The sequence below is a fragment of the Putridiphycobacter roseus genome, assembly GCF_003234935.1.
Lineage (GTDB): Bacteria > Bacteroidota > Bacteroidia > Flavobacteriales_D > Crocinitomicaceae > Putridiphycobacter > Putridiphycobacter roseus.
This window is the reverse complement of sequence record NZ_QKSB01000002.1, coordinates 94,550-115,407: the sequence shown is the minus strand read 5'-3', so window position 1 is coordinate 115,407 and position 20,858 is coordinate 94,550. Positions and strand designations below refer to the sequence as shown.

Genomic DNA, 20,858 nt, shown 5'->3' with positions numbered 1-20,858 from the left:
TTGTAAGGTAAATTAAATTGACTGAATAGCTATTTGATAAGTGTTGTTTGTAATAAAGTTAAATAAAATATGTTAAACTTAATGTACTATATTACAATAATTTAAATAGTTTCATGTAATGCGTTGAACTACAAATGGTTAAAATCTAATCAAATAAAGATTAATAAATAATCAATTGGTTAGTTTCAGGTTACCGTCTATATTCTCGTGTTTACTGGTATTATTTCACTATTTTTGGATTTCTAGAAAAAGTGATTTATGCAGTTTATTCGACAACATAAAAATGGTTTTATACGGTTCTTCGTATTGCTTCCATTGTTGTTTATTTTAGGGTTTTGTGCTTGGTACACTCTAGAAAGGACTAGTATTAAATCGAGTGTCTTAGAAAAAATTCAACAAGGATTCGCACCGGAAGCACTCATTACTTTTACTTTTTCTAAAGCAGATAGCCAAGAGAAACTCAACTGGAAACACGCACATGAATTTGAGTATTTAGGCGAAATGTATGATATTGTTGCTAGTCAAATAATTAAAGATTCTGTTCAATACACTTGTTTTCATGATACTAAAGAATCTAAATTAAATAGAAGATGGTATAAGTTTATCGGTAAATTAATTTATGATGTAGATGATGAAGAACAAAAGCAAAAGCAGAAGAAAAATAACCTCAAACTAGATTATTTTATTAAAAACAAAATGGGGAGTGCTGTTCATTGTCGGGACTCCGTTTGTACTGCAAATGTATTTTTTATAAAAAGTTTTTATAATTATCATATTTTAGGACCAGCTCCTCCGCCACCCAATGCCTAATTTTTAAAAATAGAAGCACGCGAAGTAGTGTGCTTGTGAGTACGAATTTTTAAAAATTATATGAAAAAAACAATTTTATTGATGTGGTGGTTGGGTTTAACCAGTATAGTGAACGCCCAAATTATTACCATTAAGGACAGCGCAACTGGAAGTCCTTTATCACAAGTTGCCATTATTAAAAGTAACCCTAATGAATTTACAAGTACAAACAAAATAGGGGAGGCGGATATTTCTAGCTATATAGGAGCTGCTAAAATTGAATTAATTTTATTAGGCTACGAGCGCATGGTATGTAGCTACGATAGTTTGAAGTCATTACACTTTCAAGTTTTGATGAAAGATCTTGCTTTTTCTTCGGATGAAGTAGTCGTTTCTTCTTCCAGATGGCATCAGAATGTAAGAGATATTCCATTTAAAGTGACGAGTATTTCACCAAGGGAAGCAAAACTTGCTGCACCCCAAACTGCAGCTGATCTTTTGGGCAGTTCTGGAGACGTATTTATTCAAAAAAGTCAGTTGGGTGGTGGTAGTCCTATGATTAGAGGTTTTTCCACTAATCGATTACTGTATAGTGTGGACGGGGTAAGAATGAATACTGCTATTTTTAGAAGTGGAAATATTCAAAATGTAATTTCATTAGACCCTTTTGCAATAGCCCATACGGAAATTTTGTTTGGTCCGGGTTCTGTAATCTATGGAAGTGACGCGATTGGTGGCGTGATGAGTTTTCAAACGCTAATGCCGAAATTGGCCTTACATGATGATTTTGAAGTGTCTGGTACGGCACTTTCTCGCGTTTCTACCGCAAATCAAGAAAAAACAGGTCACTTTGACTTGAACTTGGCTTGGAAAAAATGGGCCGCTGTAACTAGTATCTCTTCTACGCAATATGGCGATCAAAAAATGGGTAGCTATGGGCCTGAGGATTATTTAAGACCTTTTTATGTGCAAAGAATTGGAGAAGTAGATGTAATGGTAAATAATGAAGACCCAAAAGTACAAACCCCTTCTGGTTACAATCAAATAAACCTAATGCAAAAAATTAGATTTAAACCCAGTAAAAAATGGGACTTTGAATTAGGTATGCATTATGCTGAAAGTTCGGAATATGCCCGTTACGATAGACATATTCAGCTTAAAGATGGATTGCCTCGATACGGTGAATGGAATTATGGTCCGCAGATTTGGCAAATGAATAATTTAAATATTGTGCACCAAGGCAATAATAAATTATATGATCAAATGAATATGCGGGTGGCGCAACAATATTTTCAAGAGAGTAGAATTTCTAGAAATTTTAATGCCGTGGAAAGAGAGATTAATCTGGAAGAGGTGTATGCCTATTCTGGAAATATTGATTTCAATAAATCACTTGGAAAAAGAAACCAATTATTTTATGGTGCTGAATATATCTTAAATCAAGTTTCCTCTTCCGGTGTTTTAACTGATATTTCTACGCAGGTATCTACAATTGGACCGGCGCGATATCCACAAGCTACTTGGACTTCTATTGGTGCTTACATCAATAACCAATTCTATTTAAATGAAAAACTTTTGTTTCAAGGTGGAATTAGGTACAGTTATTTTGACGTAAATGCGACCTTTGATACAAGTTTTTATCCCATTCCATTTACAGAAACAAACACGCAAAATGGTGCATTAACAGGAAGTGCGGGGATGGTTTATAAAGCCAATCACAAGTTGGTGTTGAGTGCCAATTTATCTACTGGGTTTAGAGCCCCTAATGTGGACGATATTGGAAAGGTTTTCGATTCGGAACCTGGCGCGGTAGTGGTACCAAACTCTAATTTAAGCGCAGAGTATGCCTATAATGCTGATGTGAATATTACCAAAGTTTTTGGTAGCTTTTTAAAAGTCGACTTGACAGGGTTTTATACTTACCTAACCAATGCTATGGTGAGAAGAGATTATACTTTAGGTGGTTTAGACAGTATCATGTATGCGGGAGAGCTTAGTAAAGTACAAGCAATCCAAAATGCAGCTTTTGCCAGTGTGTATGGTTTTCAATTTAGCGTAGAATTAATGCTGGGGTCTGGTTTTAGTTTACAGTCAAAAATTAATTACCAAATTGGAGAAGAAGAATTGGATGACGGTAGTGTGAGTCCTTCAAGACATGCAGCACCTACTTTTGGTTTGACCAGGTTGAATTTGAAAAGAGGCGACTTGAGTTTACAAATTTATAGCGAATACATGGCGGAAAAATCATACGAAAACCTGCCAATTAGTGAACAAGCTAAAGATTATTTATATGCTAAAGATAGCAATGGAAACCCGTATGCCCCTGCTTGGTATACCCTCAATTTTAAAGCAATGTATGCCTTTGATGATCGGTTTACGATAAATGCTGGTCTTGAAAATATTACTGACCAGAGATATCGACCGTTTTCTTCTGGGATTACGGCAGCTGGAAGAAACTTTATTCTTGGTATTAAAGTGACTTTTTAAAGTATAAATCATGTCCCAGTGACTTACCTGGTTGCTGGGACTATTTATAGGTGAATAAGAAAGCTAATTTCTAAAATGGACTTTAAAAGTACTGCCTTGTAAAGGTGTACTTTCTACAGTAATTAGGCCTTTCATGGCTTCTATTTGACTTTTTGTAATAAAAAGACCTATTCCCCTAGAATCTTTATGATGGTGGAACACTTTATACATACCAAAGAGTTTGCTGCCATACTTTTCTAAATCAATACCTAGACCGTTATCCTTTATCGATAAAATGGTGTATTCATCTGTTGTTTCAAGACCAATATTTATGACTACACGCTGCTCTAATTGACGATATTTAATAGAATTCGTTAAAAGATTTAATATAATACTATCTAAATAGGCTGGAATAGCGTTAATTTGAACTTTCGCCTTGATGTCATTGATAATTTCTCCTTCCACTTCAATGCTTTTAGCTTTGACGGCTGTGATAGATTTTTCAATATATTCATTCAAGTCTAAAGCCATCATGCCTTCGTCAGTATTTGAATTCATGGAGGCAACTTCTCGTAGGTGACTGATAGTGTCTGAAATATTATTGCATGCCTTTTCAAACATTTGAAAATATGGTGAATTATTGACTTCACTAAACTCCCCTTTCATCATTTTTAAAAGTGAATTCAAATTAACAGTATGGGACCTTAAATTATGTGATACTATATGGGAAAAATTCATTAACCTATCATTTTGGTCAAGTAATTGTTGCATGAGTGATTCTGTTTCCGTTCGAGAGGATTTCAAAGAGGTAATGTCCGAAGAATACATGATCAGTCCTTCAATTTCATTGTTAGTATTCTTCCATGGCTTAATTTCCCATTTTAGCCATTGCTTTTTACCATCAAGCCTTGTAAACTCTTCTTCATCCGACTTTAAATTAGCTCCGTCTAAACAGCTTTTGTAAATTTCACTCCAGCTTTTATCAATGTGTGGAAAAATATCAAAATGAGACTTTCCAATTATTTCGCGACCTTCAATTCCGTAGTCTATATACCACTGTTCGGAAGCTGTGATGTAATTTAAATTCTTGTCAAACATAGCAATGGCGGAAGGTGCTTGTTCAATAAAAAGTTTTATTTGTCTGTAATTTTTCTGTAACTCTTCAATTTCTTTTCTGTTACTACTAATATCTTGGACAATGCCTTTTAAGCTAGTGATTTCTTTCGCTTCCATCTCAGCTTGACCAATAATTCTAATCCATTTAGAATTGTCTTTGGCCGTATTGAACTTTAATTCAATATCAAACTTTTCACCTGTTTCTACCGTGTTTTTAATGGTATTCGATATTTTTTCTTGCTCAATTCCTTTTTGAAAAAAATTTAAACCTTTGTCATAAGTTGGCAGATAATCCGACTCGACTTCAAAAATTTGTTTAGTCACTTTACTCCAAGAAAGTTTTTGAGCCATTAAATCTACTTCCCAACTGCCAATTTGGGCGACATCCATGGTGTCTTCAAATAACTCATTGGTTCTGTTCAATGTATTGCCAATTTTCTTTGTCTCTGAAATATCCTGGTGATAGCCAATCATTAAAATCGCCTTGCCATTTTTTTTACGGGTAATTACTTTTCCTTTGGTCAAAGTCCAAACCCAATGCCCATCTTTATGCTTTAAGCGAACTTCAGCTTCATAACTTTTTGTCTTGTTACGAATATGATCGAATAATTTATTTAATGTAATGTCTTTATCTGCAGGGTGTATTAAATTGAGCCAAAAATTAATATCTATGTTTTTTAAATCTTCCATAGGGTAACCAACCAAACCAGCCCAGTTATTATTAGTCAATACCTCTTTTGAAGGTATATTCCATTCCCAAGTACACAAGTCTGTACCTTCAATTATTTGATCAAAATGATTACTTCTTATTTTTAATTTTTTATCCAGTTCAAAATTAGTAAAATCACCAAAAAATAAAATGGCTTTTTTATTTACCCCGTTACTTTTTGGTGTAAGTAAACCTTTTATCATCAATAATTTTTCGTGCCCATTGATGTGGGTAAATATTTTGTTTGACCTAAAAACAGTCTTGCCACTTTTAACAGCTGTCTCCACAAGATCAAAAGGATTCAATTGGCGGATTAAATTTTTTGAAATAATGGCATCTAAATCAATTTGGTCTGGCTCGAATCCTAACAAAGACCAGAATTCATTAGATATGTGGATTACTTTTTGTTCCAATAAATCTAAAATCCAAATGCCATCAAAAAAAGACTTATCATGAATTAAATCTAATTCCTGATTGATAAATTTCTTGAAATTTTTTTCATCCATCATCTCGTTCTAAATGTAGTCAAAAATAAACAATTATGAAACTTTTTTAATAAATTTGAATTGTTTTACATTTAATTATTATATTTGGGTTATACCCTAATTAACCCCGTATGCAAGATGACAATATGAGCCTTTCTGTTTTTGTAATTGATGATTCAGATGTAGACTCATTTTTAATTGAAAAAGTATTAAGGAAAACTAATCTATTTGATACGATTACACTCTATAATGATTCGAAAACAGCCATGGACTTTATTTTAGATAAAGGAAATAAAAATGATTTACCTGATTTAATTTTATTAGATGTAAGTATGCCTATCATTGATGGATTTGAATTTATTGATGAGATTGAAGAAATGATGGATGATGATTTTTCTCCCACTATTTTTATTCTTAGTAATTCCATTGAAAGACGAGATAGGGAAAACTTTGATAAACAAAGACTTGCAACTGAATTTATTGTAAAGCCTCTGGAAGAAGAAGTATTCCTTGAAAAGGTGAATAAACACTTGCTCTCCTAATTTGACGTATTTACTTGGTTGTTTTTAGATCATTAAATAATCTTTAATTCATCCTTACATTTGTATTTATCCTCTTAAAGTTCAGTTTTAAGTAGCTTGCTAATCCCTTTTTTAGTGATTTATGGAATTTGTATAGATAAATTAAAATGTCCATTAAATCCTACTTGCAATAGAGATAGCGTAGGTGTCCTAAAGAAGAAATAGGTAAGCCAATGATTTATCAAATTATAAGTTTTGTAAATTCCCCTAATATAAATATGCTTACTTTTTGATGCGATTAAATTTAATGAACCATTAGTAAACGTGATGCCTATTTTATTTTAGGTAGAAACAAATTTTAAACCTATAATAGATACTATAAGTGTGAAAATAAAAAAGAGTCGCCAAAAGTCAACAGGCTCTTGAAAAAAGATTATTCCCATGAGTACAGTACCTACCGCACCTATGCCTGTCCATACCGCATACGCAGTACCGAGTGGAAGCACCGCGGTTGCTTTTATTAGCAAATACATACTCAAAAATAAACTGATTATAAAACCTGTGTACCAAAAATAAGTGGTGTTAGCATGACTTAATTTTGCTTTTCCTAAACAGAAGGTAAATCCAACTTCAAATAGTCCTCCTAAAATTAATAATAACCAATTCATTTTTTTGTAATTTAAATTTCGAAAAATTGTTCAAATGATAAGTGAATATATACTTAACATGCGTGTAATAAATTGCATTTTTATGTCGATTAGAGAAATACGGATTAATATATATTGACTTCCCTTTCTAAAACAATATTAAATTTTGCTTTAATATCCTTTAAAATTTCCTCCGATAGGTTGTAAATATCTTTGCCTTCAGCGCCGCCATAATTTACCAATACCAAAGCTTGGTTTTTATGCACACCATAATTTTCAAAAGTCTTGCCTTTCCAACCAGCTTGCTCAATTAACCATCCTGCAGCCAATTTTATTTGCTGGTTAGGTAATTTGTAATGTGCAATATCAGGATATTTTTCTAGCAGCTTTTCAAATTTGGATAGTGAAATTACTGGGTTTTTAAAAAAGCTGCCTGAGTTACCTATCAATGCCGGATCAGGTAGTTTTGACTTTCGGATGTCAATTACCGTATCACTTATGTGTTTTATCGTAGGGTCTTTTACATTATTTTCCCAAAGTTGCTTTTCAATAGCACCGTATGTCGTATTTGTATCGTGATTTTTAGTCAGTTTTAATGTTACAGAAGTAATGATGTATTGTCCTTTTAGTATATGCTTAAAAATACTCTCTCTATAACCGAATTTACAACGCTTTTTAGTAAACCTAACCATTTCACCAGTCTCTATATGAATGGCTTCTAATTCATGGAAAACGTCTTTTATTTCTACCCCATAAGCACCAATGTTTTGCATAGGGGCAGCACCAACACTACCAGGTATTAATGAAAGGTTTTCTATTCCTCCAAAATCATTGTCAATGGCAAACAATACTAAGTTATGCCATTCTTCTCCCGCCATGGCTTCTACCCAAACATGGTCTTTGTCTTCTTTTACTTTGTAAATTCCAATCAATTCATTTTTCAATACAATACCTTCAAAATCTTTAGTAAACAAAAGGTTGCTGCCGCCACCTAAAACTAAAATTTCTTGTGATTTTATAATTGGATCTGCCAATATATCTTGTAAGTCTTTAATACTTCTAAATCGGGCGAAATATTTTGCGGTACAATCCACACCGAAAGTATTATAGGCTTGTATATTTACATTTTCTTGAATCATACCGTAAAATTAATATACAATACAATATTTCGGACCTAGATGTCATTTTATTTTTAAATATTATTTAATAGGTCCCATTATCATAACACACCATTTCTTGTCCTGTTCAGCTTTTGCTCTAGGCATTAAAAAATAGAAGCCAAGCCCTAGTTTTCCATTTCAATTATGCTCCTAATTTAATATGGCCATTTATTCGGGGAATACGAAAGCTTATTATTACTTGGATACCATTACCCAATACCAAGTTTCTTCGCAAACTAATGATACTATAATTGCTGTTTTTATAAAGTCAGTGCAGTGTATCCTCACCAAGACTTTAATTAGGTGGCAAACGTAATTAATGTCGGTGCAAATTGGTCATTTAATAAAAAATATAACTGAGTTATTTACGGATTGGACCTGGGATCAATATCGGCTAAATTAACACAGCTAAAGTAAGCTATTATTAATATACTTATACAAGTAAAACTAATTCACAGGAAAAGAATAGGATAGGAAATGAGTCTTTTAGAACGACCTCAAAGGAAGAAAAAGGTATAGTGCTTCCGCTTAATTTACAGGTCGGTATTTAATTAAATCCCAGGGCTAGAAAAAAAATATCGATCCATTAAGTGTTGTCGTAAAATCTTCTTTTGGATTTAATAGGATTGGCATAAATAATGGTCCATCTTTCAGTCGGCTAATTTTTTCTACTGCAATTGGACTGCAGTTTAGTTTATAGACATTTAAAGTAGTTGAATGGTTCTAAACATTCAAGACATTTATAAAGTGACTGGCAAGGCGTTGAGCCAAATTGACTGGCCAATACAGTGTTATAGGATTTGCAATGCGGACAAATTATCTTTTTATTGTGAACGGTAGGAGGGGAGATACCATCTTTTAACAATTTAGCTTTGGTTTCTTCCGAAAGCCAATCAGTTGTCCAAACTGGATGGATACGTGAAATTACTTCAAAATCATTTATCCCTTTTTCAACTAATTTTTCAGATATCAAGTCGACAAATAATTGCTTGGCAGGGCAGCCGGTATAGGTAGGTGTGATAATAATTTCTACGGCATTCCCCTTTAAGTTGACGGCACGAATTACGCCAAGTTCAACCAAATTAATAATGGGGATTTCAGGATCCGGTACTTCGGTCATCCATCCCCATATTTCTTTTTCGTTTAAGTTTGTACTTACCATTTTGCATCTGGATAGGCTCTCGGCAAATATTGCATATCTGCTAAAATCAATCCTAAAAATTCACTGTGAAATCCTTTTCTAAAATCTAAAATATGTCTTTTTTTATCCGCTGGTCTTTCAAGATCCGCTGCTGCAAACATTTCATTAACCCCTAAATTCCAATTTGCTGCAATGGCATCTGTATCGCTTAAATACGTTTTGTCTATCTCGTCGAATAAAAATAATTCTTCGGTATATTTCCACATCACATTCAAAGCGTTTTGTGTTCGCATTTTACTTTCTTCAGTCCCCCTGCCCAAACGCACTAACCAGTCAAAAGAATGCATTTTACTGTATTCAATTTCTTTTAATACTTTTTGAGAAAGCGCAGCCAATTCTTGGTGCTCATTGGTCGCTAATTGTTTAAAGATTTCAGTTACATAAACATCATGTAAAAATTGACGTACAACTACCCATGCAAAATCATTGTTAGGTTGTTCTACCAATTTAATACAAAAATATTCTCTTTCATTTCTTCTGAAAACACAATCGTCAGGCGTAAAAGCATTATTTTCTAATGCACTGACCAATTTCATTAATTCTTCACCTCTTCCAAAACAATCTAATCCTAAATTGGATAAGGCAATGTCTTCTTCTAAAGTAGGTGCATTACTGCACATTTCAGCCAATCTTTGACCTAAAATAATTTCAGAATCTGCAATTCTTACTAAAAATTTTGCAAAAGGATTTGTTATTTTTATTTGCATCATATTATATGAATTTTACTTCGTCAGGAATTTCATAAAAAGTTGGATGTCTGTATACCTTGTCTTCTGAGGGATCGAAAAAAGCATCTGCTTGTTCTAATGGGGAAGAAACTATTGCTTCCGCAGGAACTACCCAGATTTCTCGACCTTCTCCACGTCTTGTATACAAATCACGTGCATTTTGAATGGCCATTTTTTTATCATAACCATGTACATTACCAACATGTTTAAAAGCTAAACCTGCCTTTTTTTGGATGAATACTTCCCAAACTTTATCTCCTTTTTCCATTCTATATTTTTATTCTAATTCTTTTTATTTAATGTATCAGACTTTTCAAAATCGCTATTTCCACTAGTCGAAATAGCGACTATTGAGCGCCAGCCGAAATATGGTTGTTGAGCGCCAGTCGAAATACGGTTATTGAGCGCCAGCCGAAATACGGTTATTGAGCGACAGCCGAAATATCTGTTTTTTGAGCATATGCATATGCCGCTTCTCTTACCCAGGCATTATCGGACTGTGCTTTTTTATGGTGCTCTAACCTTTCGGCATTACAAGGACCATTTCCTTCTACTACATTCCAAAACTCATCCCAATTAAAAGGACTGTGGTCGTAGTGACCAGTTTCTTCATTCCATTTACAATTTGCATCAGGTACAGTTAAGCCTAAAAATTCAATTTGAGGCACAGTTCTGTCAATAAACTTTTGTCTTAAATAATCATTAGACTCCCGCTTAATTTTCCATTTCATAGATTGACTAGAATGTGCTGAATCTGCGTCATGCGGTCCAAACATCATTAAAGAAGGTTCCCAAAATCTATTCAAAGCATCTTGTGCCATTTCTTTTTGCTCAGGAGTTCCTTTTGCCATTTGAACCATAATTTCAAATCCTTGACGTTGGTGGAAACTTTCCTCTTTACATATTCTTACCATGCTTCTTGCATAAGGACCATAAGAAGTTCTTTGTAAACTAACCTGATTCACGATAGCTGCGCCATCCACTAACCATCCAACGGCACCCATATCGGCCCATGTTAGGGTAGGGTAGTTGAATATACTAGAGTATTTTGCTTTCCCTTCATGCAATTGTTGCACTAATTCTTGTCTTGAAATCCCTAAAGTTTCCGCCACACTGTATAAATACAAACCATGACCTGCTTCATCTTGAATTTTTGCTAAAAGTACTTGCTTTGCTCTTAATGAAGGAGCTCTTAAAAGCCAGTTACCTTCCGGCTGCATACCTATGATTTCGGAATGCGCATGTTGTGAAACTTGTCGGATTAAGTTCTTTCTATATTTTTCAGGCATCCAATCTCTCGGCTCAATTTTTAAATCTTGCGCAATTAAATCGTTAAATGCTACTTCGTGTTTATCCATAATGCTATATATTAATGGTAGTAGGCAAAGATAAAATATTTCTATCAGATTAGCTTTGTCATTGTCCAATTATCCGTGCTTCAATTCAAATTTGTTTTGATTTTAATGTATTTCTCCCTTATAGTAGGCCTTTGTACTTTTAAAGATAATACTTGAATTTTCCTTAATACCACCCATTATATTAATGAAATAACAGACCTACAGTCTTGCTAATAAGGTGAGAGGTAACCTAGGATTTTTTTTCTGGGATTTCATTATTTAAAAAATCGCTGTATATTTGCAAAACTTTAATCTTAAATATTAATATAGCATGCAACTGTATAATAAACTAAGTGCTAAAGAAAGAGCCGCTTTAATTGAAGAAGCTGGAAAAGATAGGATGACTATCTCTTTCTATCAGTACGCAAACATTGGAAATCCACAAATCTTTAGGGATCATTTATTCATTAATTGGGATCAATTAGACGTTTTAGGTCGAATTTATGTAGCCCATGAAGGAATAAATGCGCAGTTATCTGTTCCTGCCGAAAATTTTAATGCTTTTAAAGCACATTTAGAAAGTATCTCTTTCTTAAATGATGTTCGGCTTAATATAGCGGTTGAACAAGACAATAAATCATTTTTAAAGTTGAAAGTAAAAGTGAGAAATAAAATATTGGCGGATGGACTTAATGATAGTACTTTTGATGTTACCAATATTGGGAAACATTTGGGTGCGAAGGAATTTAACGAAATGATAGCGGATGAAAACACTGTTTGTGTGGATATGAGAAACCATTATGAAAGTGAAATCGGTCATTTTAAAGGGGCAATCACCCCAGATGTAGATACTTTCCGAGATTCATTGGATATCATAGAAGCAGATTTAGAAAAAGATAAAGAGGGTAAGAATCTGGTCATGTATTGTACTGGTGGAATTCGCTGTGAAAAAGCAAGTGCTTATTATAAACACAAGGGCTTTAAAAATGTTTTTCAATTAGAAGGTGGTATTATTGAATATACTCGCCAAGTGAAAGAAGAAGGACTTGAAAATCAATTTCTAGGAAAAAACTTTGTCTTTGATCATAGGTTGGCCGAAGAAATAAGTAGTGATATTATTTCAAATTGTCATCAATGTGGAGAACCTTGTGATACCCATACGAATTGTGAAAATATGGCTTGCCATTTACTTTTTATTCAATGTAAAAGTTGTGCCGAAAAAATGAATAATTGCTGTTCGGATGATTGTAAATCAATCATAGCACTTTCTTTTGAAGAACAAAAAGAATTAAGAAAAGGTGCTTTTGCAAGTAATAAAATCTATAAAAAAGGGCGATCAGAAAATTTAAAGTTTAAAAAATAAACAGTAAAACAACAGTATTTAGTTTGGGAGGCTGATCTTGATTTTTTAAAAGTGTGTAAACAAGGTTTTAGTTTGATATATAACTTTCTTGTTTTATTTATTTTAATTTTTTATTAAGGTTAAGGCATTTTTATAGAGCGATATAACAATTTAGTGTCAATAAAGTATTGACTTAAATGAATAGTTATTAATTAAATTATATTATCTTGCGGTAAGATTAAGAATTTCATCAGTTCTAATTTATTATTTATTATTAAAAAAGGCAGTGTTTTTAAACACTGCCTTTTTTCATTGGATACTTTTTCTGTTGCTATTTCAGAATATTAACAGCCCCTTTAAATTCGTAAACTGTATCATCAATTGCATCTTTTGCAGTTACAATCCAAGGATAAGTTCCGTCAAGTACATATTCTCCATTGTTACCATAAGTTCCGTTCCATGTAGCTTCTGAATCATAAGATTGCCATACGATTTCGCCATATCTATTGTAGATAGTCAACTTAAAGTCATAGATGTCAATTCCTGATATAAACACTCTCCAGTTATCGTTGTAATTGTTACCTTCTGGTGTAAATGCATTTGGAGCAAATATATTTACATCATTAATAATTTGTAATTCACCATAAGCTGTAGCAGAACAATTTTTGTCGTTCGTCGCAGTTAATTCTATTGGGTATTTTCCAGGTATTCCATCAGGGTAACTTATCGTTGGTTCAAATTCATCTGTACCGTTTGGTAGACTTGATAATGAACCAAACTTCCATGCATAAGAGTTATCTAAACCGCCGCTAGTTAAATTCACCATATTAGCCATTGGTTCGTACACAGAAATTTGTGATGGGCTAGGGGTGAAAGCTACTTTTGGAGGACCATATGCTTCAATTTCACTTGGGTATTGTGTGGTGTACACACAAGCATCAGACGATTTTAATATCATGGTTACATCATATATGCCAGCATCATAAAAAGTATAGTTTAATGCTTGGTTACCGCTAAGGTTTTGACCGATATAAAGTGAGTGTCCGTTAGATATTTCCCAAGTAATAGAATAATTTACACCTGGAACTTGTACCGTGTTATCTGTAAATTGAACATCTAAATCAATACATCCATTAGCAGATGTTTTCAATACAGGTACTAAATCAGCAGGGTGAAGAATTGAATAAAATGCGGTATCTGCTGGACAAATGCCGTCGTTCAATACTACATAAGCTTGACCATCTTGGTTTGATTGTGCAATAAATGGCGTACCACTACCGGCGAAATTGTTATCCATATACCAATTGAAAGCATATATTCCTGCAGGATTACCACCCAGACCAACCGCTGAACTAGTTAACTTATTTTCTTTACACAAAGTAATAGAATAGTTTGCATTTGGAAGATGTGGATTTGTTACCACTAATTCGTTTCCGTTACTTCCTGTAGCAATATAAGAATCAATGATTAATTTATCCGGTTCTCCAATTGTAATACCTGGTGCATTTGCACTACAGAAAGCACCATCTGGCAATTCATAATATGCTTGCATGTCATAAATGCCTTGGCATAAACTGTCAAATACATTTACCGTTACCAATGGACCATTATCTATACCGTAATGGGTAGCGTTAGAAGATATAGTGGTAATTTCTCCATCACAAAATGTAAAACAAGATGCATCAAGAGTAGTAGTGTTATCAATTATTACTTCAATAATATCCACGGTTAAGTAAGCAGAGTCTAAACAACCATTGACAGATTCCGCAACATATAAATAAGGTAAAGAATCTAAAACATTATTAGAATTTATTAAAGGATTTACAGGGTTGCCATTAACATCTTCCCATGTCCCAACATTCAATGGTGTACCACCTAAATAATCAAACAAATCAATCATACCAGTTTCTAAACAAACTTGAACCGTAGTATCGTTACCAGCATCTGGTAAAGGGTGTAGGTTAATGTTAATAGTATCTGTTGTGAAACAGTAATCAATATTATATGCTGTTAAAACATACTGTCCACCAACTTGAGGGCAAACAGTAGGATCTATACTAGAGGTTGCAGGCATTCCATCTTGATTATCCCAAGCGAAGAATGAAGCTGCAATAGGAAAACTAAATGGTTCAATAAATTCAATGGTCCAACTAGAAATTGTTCCAGGTGAATTTGTAGCGTTATTATGGTCAACTTCTATTGACCAAAATCCTTGAACTGGTGCGCCTACTAATGCTGTTTCTAACGGTCCACCGTCTGGTAACCATCCACCAAGTGGTGTAGGGAATGGTGCAAAACCGGATGGCCCACTAATAGGTGTGGTAGCTCCTACTCTAAAACAAGTATTGTTGTAATTTGAACTCGTACCACCATTACTCAAGGTTAATGGAAATTGACCAAAACCGCCTGGAGCATTTAAGTATACATCAATATCATTTACATTTCCTTGTGTGATTGTAATACAAACCTCGGCTATAGAGCCAGGAAGGATAGTTGGTAAGCCCCCTTGAGCTACTACAAATAAACTACATCTTGCATTTTGTTGTCCAGCTGCATAAAAAGTGTTACATGTCGGACTCCATGGGTAGGTATAAGAACCTGTATAATCTTCTTCAGCAAAACCATCTACATCTACACAGTCCCATAAACAAATAGAGGTGTCAGGTGTAAAAATATCTGCGTGAATGTCACCATAATTGTCGGCTACTTTAATCGTTACTGTATCTGTTAAGAAACAACTAGATGCGTCTTCTAAAAGATAGGTGGTAGTTATTGTTGGAGTTGCTACTGGGTTAGTACAATTTTGACAAGAGAAATTCCCGCCAATAACCATAGGGTCACCCGAAAGGACACTCCAAGTTAAAGGGCCTTGACCCGAAGCTAATATTTGAGCCGTTTGATTCCCACAAATGGAATCATCAGGACTTAAATTTAATGCTGGTGGAATATCTAACTCAATAGAGAATGTCGCTGAACCAGGTATACAAATCAATTCATTCGCAGTTATATTAATAATTGAACCAGAATAACCAGGTTGATATGTCCAACATACCGTTCCTGTAATGGTATCCAAAGAAGTACTATTGGTCGTAAATGTTGCATTTGGTAAAATGTCTAACACATTTGAATATAGTTGAATTTCATCTCCATCAGGATCTGTAAATGTTAAGTCAAAACAGAAAGCGTCTCCCGCACACATGGATATAATATTATTAATAGTATCTAAATTTGCATTGGTATTAATACTGGAATAGTTGACGACACTATTTGGGGCGACGGGTGAATTGTTTGTACAAATCTCAACCACAAACTGAAAGTCATGCATCATGGAGCCAATTAAATTACCATTAACATCAAACTCTTCAATTAAAATAGTTACCACATAGTTACCAGCTATATTTGCTGTAAATGACATTAATCCTGTATTTGGGTCTAAATTCATTAATGGAATTGGTGCTCCAACAGTATATGCTGGGCTTGAAAAGGGGATTAGATTTCCTGGTCCACTTTGCGGATTTATCAATGAAAAGACAAGCGAATCACCATCAAGCTCCACGACATTTAAAGCATAGAACTTAGGGCTATTAATACAACCATAAGGAATAGGGTCAAAGCCATTATTAGCTGTCCATTGCAGTGATGGAGATGAATTAGTAGGGAATGAAGAAGTATTTAAAATTGTTTCAACATAAAACGATCCTCCATTAGAATTTACAGAGCCATTTCTCGCATTTAATGTATAGGAAACTGTCCATGCATCACAGGGAGGATCCAAAGTAACTGTAACTTGGTATTGGTATAATTGCATACCAGGAATATTTCCACCTTGACAAACTGTTGTTCCTGGACACTGTGAAGTATCTACAGCAGAAATTTCTTCGACTAAAAAGTTAGGTGCTGCTTCTAATTTAAAACCACCACAGTCACTAGAAAAATTTAAATTAGGTGCTGCTGAACCATTTTGAGTAGGCGCTGCTGCACCTGAACAATCTCTATACAACGATAGGGTGAATGTATAAGTGTTTGGCAGACCAGTATAAACATAACTAATGTTACCTCCGGAAACGTGTGAGGCAAATGCATAATTCCCTCCTATAAAGAGAAAGAGAATGCTAAAAATTGCGAATTTTAAAGACTTCATAATATATCGTTTTTTGGTAAACGTAGTTTTTTATATAGGGTTGCTAATTTAAAGAATAATTATTAGGTTTTTTAAGAAAATAGTTACCATTATTAAAAAACTTATACCAATTTGTTAAGTGATTAATAGTTGGCGTGTTGCATATACTTAATGGTACATGCGTAAATTTGGTAAGAAAGGTTGTTTTGGAGAGAAAAAAAACCCATGTAGTGTGGAATTCAGAGATCCTTCTAAATAACAAGGTGTAGAGCTACCAAAAAAGGTCAGACTTCCAATGTTAACACTAATGTGACTGCTTGCGCAGTTTTGGCCTGTCTTCAGGTTTGTTGAGTTGACTCTAAAATAAAAAACGTTAAGAACCAAAATTGTACTACATGGGCGCTAATAAAAGCTAAGGTTATAGTGCATAATTTATATGATTAACCTATAGTATAAAATTACAAAAGTTTTTTTATCCCGCCAAATAATTCTTGAAAATTTGATGTCCATTTTCTGTTAAAATTGATTCCGGGTGAAATTGAACCCCGTAAACGGCTTGATTCATATGTTCAAAGCCCATAATGACACCTTTTTCAGAAGTAGCATTTATTTTTAAGTTTGTCGGGAAGTTTTCTTTTCTTGCTGCCCAAGAATGGTATAGTCCCACTTTAAAACGGTTGGGGGTTTGTTGAAAAAGTTTACTTTCTATGTCAAATAAACAGTATTCCGCAATGCCATGCTTTACTTCATCTTGGTTATAGATTTCGCCACCATAAAATTCAACCAAGGCCTGAAATCCAAGACAAATACCTAGTATAGGCTTTTGATTCACGGTTAATTGAATCAGTTTAAACAAATCTCCAGCATCTTTTGGTAAGCCCGGACCAGGGGAAAGTACAATTTTATCGTATTGGTCTAGCTTGTCAAATGGAATCTGATCATTGTAAAATACATCTACCAATACGTTTGGAGATACCCCTTCTAAATAGTGGACTATATTATAGGTAAAGGAATCGTAATTATCAATGAGTAGTACTTTCAATTTAAATGTTATTTTTGACAAAAATATTCTTTTTATTTATTCCATTTTATTATGAAGAAGGAAATTATTCAAACTGCAGACGCACCTGCGGCTATAGGTCCATATAGTCAAGCAATTAAAGTTAACGGTGTTTTATACAGTAGTGGACAAATTGCAATTAATCCAAATAGTGGTTTATTGGAAATAGACGACATAGATTTGGAAACTAAGCGAGTGATGCTAAATTTAAAGGCGGTATTAAAAGCTGCTGGACTTGAGTTTTCGGATGTGGTTAAGGTCAGTATCTTTTTAAAAAACATGGATGACTTTGATCGTGTAAACCAAGTGTACGCCACTTTTTTTACCGAAAATTACCCAGCAAGGGAAACTGTGCAAGTGGCAAAACTGCCGCGTGATGTAAATGTTGAAATCTCTATTGTTGCGTTTGCGGCTTAAGGGGGTTTTCAGTAGCCTTGGTGTTCTTTAAAAAAAACATGCCAATTAGAAAATAAATAGTCACGACTAAGAACATGATTTTGTCGAAATAACTGATTTGTTCTTCAAAATAGGCAGCTCCTAAAAAAAAGAAAGAAAATAGAATGATACTTAGGTTTCCTATAAAATAAATGATGTAGCCCCATTTTTTTCGACGGTAAATTAAAACAAGACCGGCAAGAGAGATTAACAATAGTAATAATACTACAATAGCATGTATGTAAATAACATCAATGGTAAGCCAATTCATATCTTGGTACCTAATGTTAAAACTGTATTTACCACCAATTTTCCCGTAAGTTTCCCGGATCAAATCCGGATTCTTTAATTGGTCGATAAATGCAATTGATAAAAAGATAAGGGTATGCCAAATGGCATAGTAAAACCAAATTGCAAAGCCAATCAAAACAGAAAGCCTTGTGAACCAATTTGGTTTTTCATTCCCAATTATAAACGTTTTAATTTTTTGAACTAAAGTTTTCTCGTCAAATCTTACCAATGCCATAAATCAAATTTAAACATCCCATTTATATCCACACCATTTCTTAAATATTCTTTTCTGCAGATTAGAAGGAATTTTAACTTTTCGAATGGCACAAATAGGATAATAAGTGCGGTTAGTATTTGGACAAGTAGTTTCAATTATTCTTTCGCTTCTACTAATGCTTAATTGGATATTGTTGAATTCATAAAATTCTAACCAACGGTCTAAGTTGTTCTGAATTTGAATTTGATTGATTGCTATTAATTTATCGCCTATCATTAATCCGGCAAGTTCGGCTGTACTGCCAGGGAAAATATCGGAAATTATGGTTTCGTTATTAATATATTGCGTTTTTATTCCCAACATTCTACTTCCCGCAGAAGGGTTTGGTAAAGTATCTAACTCTAAACCACATTTAAAAAGTGCATCTACAATTAAGTTTTCGTAAGTGTTGGCTTTGTAATAAAAGTTTTCAAAAAAGTTAGGAATAGCCTCTTGGGTATATTTATTGACTAGTTGTATGTAGTCCTCCTCTGTATATCCTATTTCTTTTTCACCAAAAGAAACGTATAATTCCCGCATTAAGTCATGTAAGCTTAAATTGTTGTCCGATTCATTACGGATATTGATATCTGTAATAAAAGCCAATAATGCCCCTTCATTGTAAATAGATACTTTTCTATTCGGTACTCCTTTTACATATCCATCTAACCAAGTATCCCAACTCGATTCTGCAACACTGTGGTTAAATCGACCAAAATTATCTATGTGTTTTTGAATTAATTTTTCCAGTTCGGCTTGGTACCAATTCCAAGTTTTAACTTTAGAAAGACTTAAAAATAAATCTCCCATATAAGTGGTAACGCCTTCCGCTACATACCCTAAATTCGAATAGTTGGGTTGACTATAATCATAAGGCATCATTTCCTTTGGGCGAATATTTTTAATGTTCCAAGTGTGGTATAACTCATGTGAACTTACGCCTAAAAAATCATCATACAATTCATGCATAATAGAATAGGTTGGTCCAAGAGCAATTACAGTTGAATTGGCATGCTCTACACCATGGTAAGTTTTATAAGGGGTAAGTTGGTATAAAAAGTGATATTGTTTGGCCGGAAAACTTCCAAATGCTTTTAACTGTGCAGTGGTAAATTTAATAAAGTCTTTTTTTACTTGTTCCCAATTTAATTGATGGGCACCTTGAATCCAGAGGTGAAAATTTAAATCTTTAATTTTATATTCAAAATGAGTAAGACTAGGTGATGCAATAAAAGGAGTGTCTACCAATTCGTGGTAATCGTGTGTTTGCAATGTGTTGTTTACAAATGGGATGCCTGATGCAATTTGAAAGTCCTTTGGAATGTTTAACGTCAATGAGCAAGGTAATCCTTGTTGGTCCATAATATAAACTAAACAATTTACAGGGTTAACGTATAGTTGTTGCTCATCTATATAGGTAGAACCTGCATTTAATTCTGCGGCATAATATAAATATTCCACAAATATGATTTCTGAATGGTTCGTATCGACTTGCCAAGTATTTTTACTCGTTTTTTTTGTTTTTAGTGGCGTGTTAAGTTTATCGTAAACTTTTAATTGAATTACATTTTTAGCAAAGTCACCAAGTTGATATCTTCCTGGTCGCCAGTCTGGAAAATTTAAAGTTGTACTGTCATTCTGTGCAATGTTAAATACAGCTTTTATTTTTATGTATTGGTTTTGTGGATTGTGGTAGGTAATGGTATATTTCATATGTTCATATTCGCTAAATTCAAAGATAGTAATTTCAATGGCACTTCAGGGGATTATTGCATCCGCAATTTTTTCATTTCCCTTTTTATAAAGCTTCTATTCTTTTCGGTTACTTAATGCTGCTGAGGATTGACTCTTTTACTGCTGTATTGGTCTTTTCAATTAACGCGGAGACCTGTGCTTTTAAAATATGAGTAAGCTTTACATTGGTATACTCCTGGTTGTGTTCAATAATGATAATTGTACTTTTGGTCTTGTCTTGATTTATTAATGCTAAGTGAGAGGGGGGGGGAAAGGGGGACTTACATTAAACTGTTCATGGAAAAACGTGTTTTATGGCATGTTTCCTCCAATATTTACATGGGCTGCTAAAAAAAGTTATGGTAAAGACATCCGTTATAAGTGGGAGTGCTGCTTTCGTCTATGTGTAAATTGGTGTTTTGATGGGGTAACCTAACTTTGAAATGAAGTGGTTAGCGTGA

Annotated in this window: 16 protein-coding genes; 5 read left to right on the top strand and 11 right to left on the bottom strand. The window is 33.9% G+C overall.

Features of this window, described 5'->3' with window-relative positions; translation table 11 throughout:
• Nucleotides 1-258 precede the first annotated feature (258 nt).
• Together DNU06_RS04265 and DNU06_RS04260 are read left to right on the top strand one after the other, a co-directional pair.
• Nucleotides 259-810: a hypothetical protein gene (locus DNU06_RS04265; protein ID WP_111061990.1), complete on the top strand. Its 552-nt coding sequence runs from the start codon at nucleotides 259-261 to the stop codon at nucleotides 808-810.
• A gap of 60 nt (nucleotides 811-870) precedes the next feature.
• Nucleotides 871-3,276 carry a TonB-dependent receptor plug domain-containing protein gene (locus tag DNU06_RS04260; protein WP_111061989.1) on the top strand — a complete coding sequence of 802 codons (2,406 nt, stop codon included), beginning with the start codon at nucleotides 871-873 and terminating at the stop codon, nucleotides 3,274-3,276.
• Between the two features lie 63 nt (nucleotides 3,277-3,339).
• On the opposite strand, the gene DNU06_RS04255 is transcribed toward DNU06_RS04260, so the two are convergent.
• Entirely contained in the window at nucleotides 3,340-5,589 is a 2,250-nt protein-coding gene (locus tag DNU06_RS04255) for a PAS domain-containing sensor histidine kinase (protein ID WP_111061988.1), read from the bottom strand.
• A gap of 107 nt (nucleotides 5,590-5,696) precedes the next feature.
• On the opposite strand from DNU06_RS04255, the gene DNU06_RS04250 reads away from it, so the two are divergent.
• Nucleotides 5,697-6,107, top strand: a complete 411-nt coding sequence (locus DNU06_RS04250) for a response regulator (RefSeq protein ID WP_111061987.1) — start codon at nucleotides 5,697-5,699, stop codon at nucleotides 6,105-6,107.
• A gap of 320 nt (nucleotides 6,108-6,427) precedes the next feature.
• Here the strand turns inward: DNU06_RS04250 and DNU06_RS04245 are convergent, their stop codons facing one another.
• The 6 genes from DNU06_RS04245 to paaA all read right to left on the bottom strand — a co-directional run bounded on the left by DNU06_RS04245 (nucleotide 6,428) and on the right by paaA (nucleotide 11,180).
• Nucleotides 6,428-6,754 carry a DMT family transporter gene (locus DNU06_RS04245; protein ID WP_111061986.1) on the bottom strand — a complete coding sequence of 109 codons (327 nt, stop codon included), beginning with the start codon at nucleotides 6,752-6,754 and terminating at the stop codon, nucleotides 6,428-6,430.
• Between the two features lie 104 nt (nucleotides 6,755-6,858).
• On the bottom strand, nucleotides 6,859-7,872 hold the full coding sequence (gene murB / locus DNU06_RS04240; protein WP_111061985.1) for a UDP-N-acetylmuramate dehydrogenase: 1,014 nt from the start codon (nucleotides 7,870-7,872) through the stop codon (nucleotides 6,859-6,861).
• Between the two features lie 715 nt (nucleotides 7,873-8,587).
• Complete coding sequence (gene paaD, locus DNU06_RS04235) at nucleotides 8,588-9,055, bottom strand: 1,2-phenylacetyl-CoA epoxidase subunit PaaD (protein ID WP_111061984.1); 468 nt, start codon at nucleotides 9,053-9,055, stop codon at nucleotides 8,588-8,590.
• Nucleotides 9,049-9,804, bottom strand: coding sequence for a 1,2-phenylacetyl-CoA epoxidase subunit PaaC (paaC, locus tag DNU06_RS04230; protein ID WP_111061983.1), 756 nt, complete (start codon nucleotides 9,802-9,804; stop codon nucleotides 9,049-9,051). Before paaC ends, paaD begins: the two co-directional genes overlap by 7 nt.
• A gap of 1 nt (nucleotide 9,805) precedes the next feature.
• Nucleotides 9,806-10,090: a 1,2-phenylacetyl-CoA epoxidase subunit PaaB gene (paaB, locus tag DNU06_RS04225; RefSeq protein ID WP_111061982.1), complete on the bottom strand. Its 285-nt coding sequence runs from the start codon at nucleotides 10,088-10,090 to the stop codon at nucleotides 9,806-9,808.
• 154 nt (nucleotides 10,091-10,244) lie between these two features.
• Entirely contained in the window at nucleotides 10,245-11,180 is a 936-nt protein-coding gene (gene paaA, locus DNU06_RS04220; RefSeq protein ID WP_111061981.1) for a 1,2-phenylacetyl-CoA epoxidase subunit PaaA, read from the bottom strand.
• Nucleotides 11,181-11,490: 310 nt separating this feature from the next.
• On the opposite strand from paaA, the gene trhO reads away from it, so the two are divergent.
• Entirely contained in the window at nucleotides 11,491-12,522 is a 1,032-nt protein-coding gene (gene trhO, locus DNU06_RS04215) for an oxygen-dependent tRNA uridine(34) hydroxylase TrhO (RefSeq protein WP_111061980.1), read from the top strand.
• 310 nt (nucleotides 12,523-12,832) lie between these two features.
• Here trhO and DNU06_RS04210 read toward each other — a convergent pair whose 3' ends face one another.
• Both DNU06_RS04210 and DNU06_RS04205 read right to left on the bottom strand, forming a co-directional pair.
• On the bottom strand, nucleotides 12,833-16,642 hold the full coding sequence (locus tag DNU06_RS04210) for a T9SS type B sorting domain-containing protein (RefSeq protein ID WP_111061979.1): 3,810 nt from the start codon (nucleotides 16,640-16,642) through the stop codon (nucleotides 12,833-12,835).
• A 451-nt stretch (nucleotides 16,643-17,093) separates the two neighbouring features.
• A complete protein-coding gene (locus DNU06_RS04205; RefSeq protein WP_158526809.1) occupies nucleotides 17,094-17,684 on the bottom strand; it encodes an anthranilate synthase component II in 591 nt (196 codons plus the stop codon).
• Between the two features lie 30 nt (nucleotides 17,685-17,714).
• Here DNU06_RS04205 and DNU06_RS04200 point away from each other — a divergent pair, with 30 nt between their 5' ends.
• Nucleotides 17,715-18,098 (top strand): RidA family protein, encoded by a 384-nt coding sequence (locus DNU06_RS04200; RefSeq protein ID WP_111061977.1) that lies wholly within the window; start codon nucleotides 17,715-17,717, stop codon nucleotides 18,096-18,098.
• On the opposite strand, the gene DNU06_RS04195 is transcribed toward DNU06_RS04200, so the two are convergent.
• Nucleotides 18,076-18,642, bottom strand: a complete 567-nt coding sequence (locus tag DNU06_RS04195; protein ID WP_111061976.1) for a hypothetical protein — start codon at nucleotides 18,640-18,642, stop codon at nucleotides 18,076-18,078. The two genes, DNU06_RS04200 and DNU06_RS04195, sit on opposite strands and share 23 nt — an antisense overlap.
• A gap of 9 nt (nucleotides 18,643-18,651) precedes the next feature.
• Nucleotides 18,652-20,376, bottom strand: a complete 1,725-nt coding sequence (locus DNU06_RS04190; protein WP_111061975.1) for a M61 family metallopeptidase — start codon at nucleotides 20,374-20,376, stop codon at nucleotides 18,652-18,654.
• Between the last annotated feature and the right edge of the window lie 482 nt (nucleotides 20,377-20,858).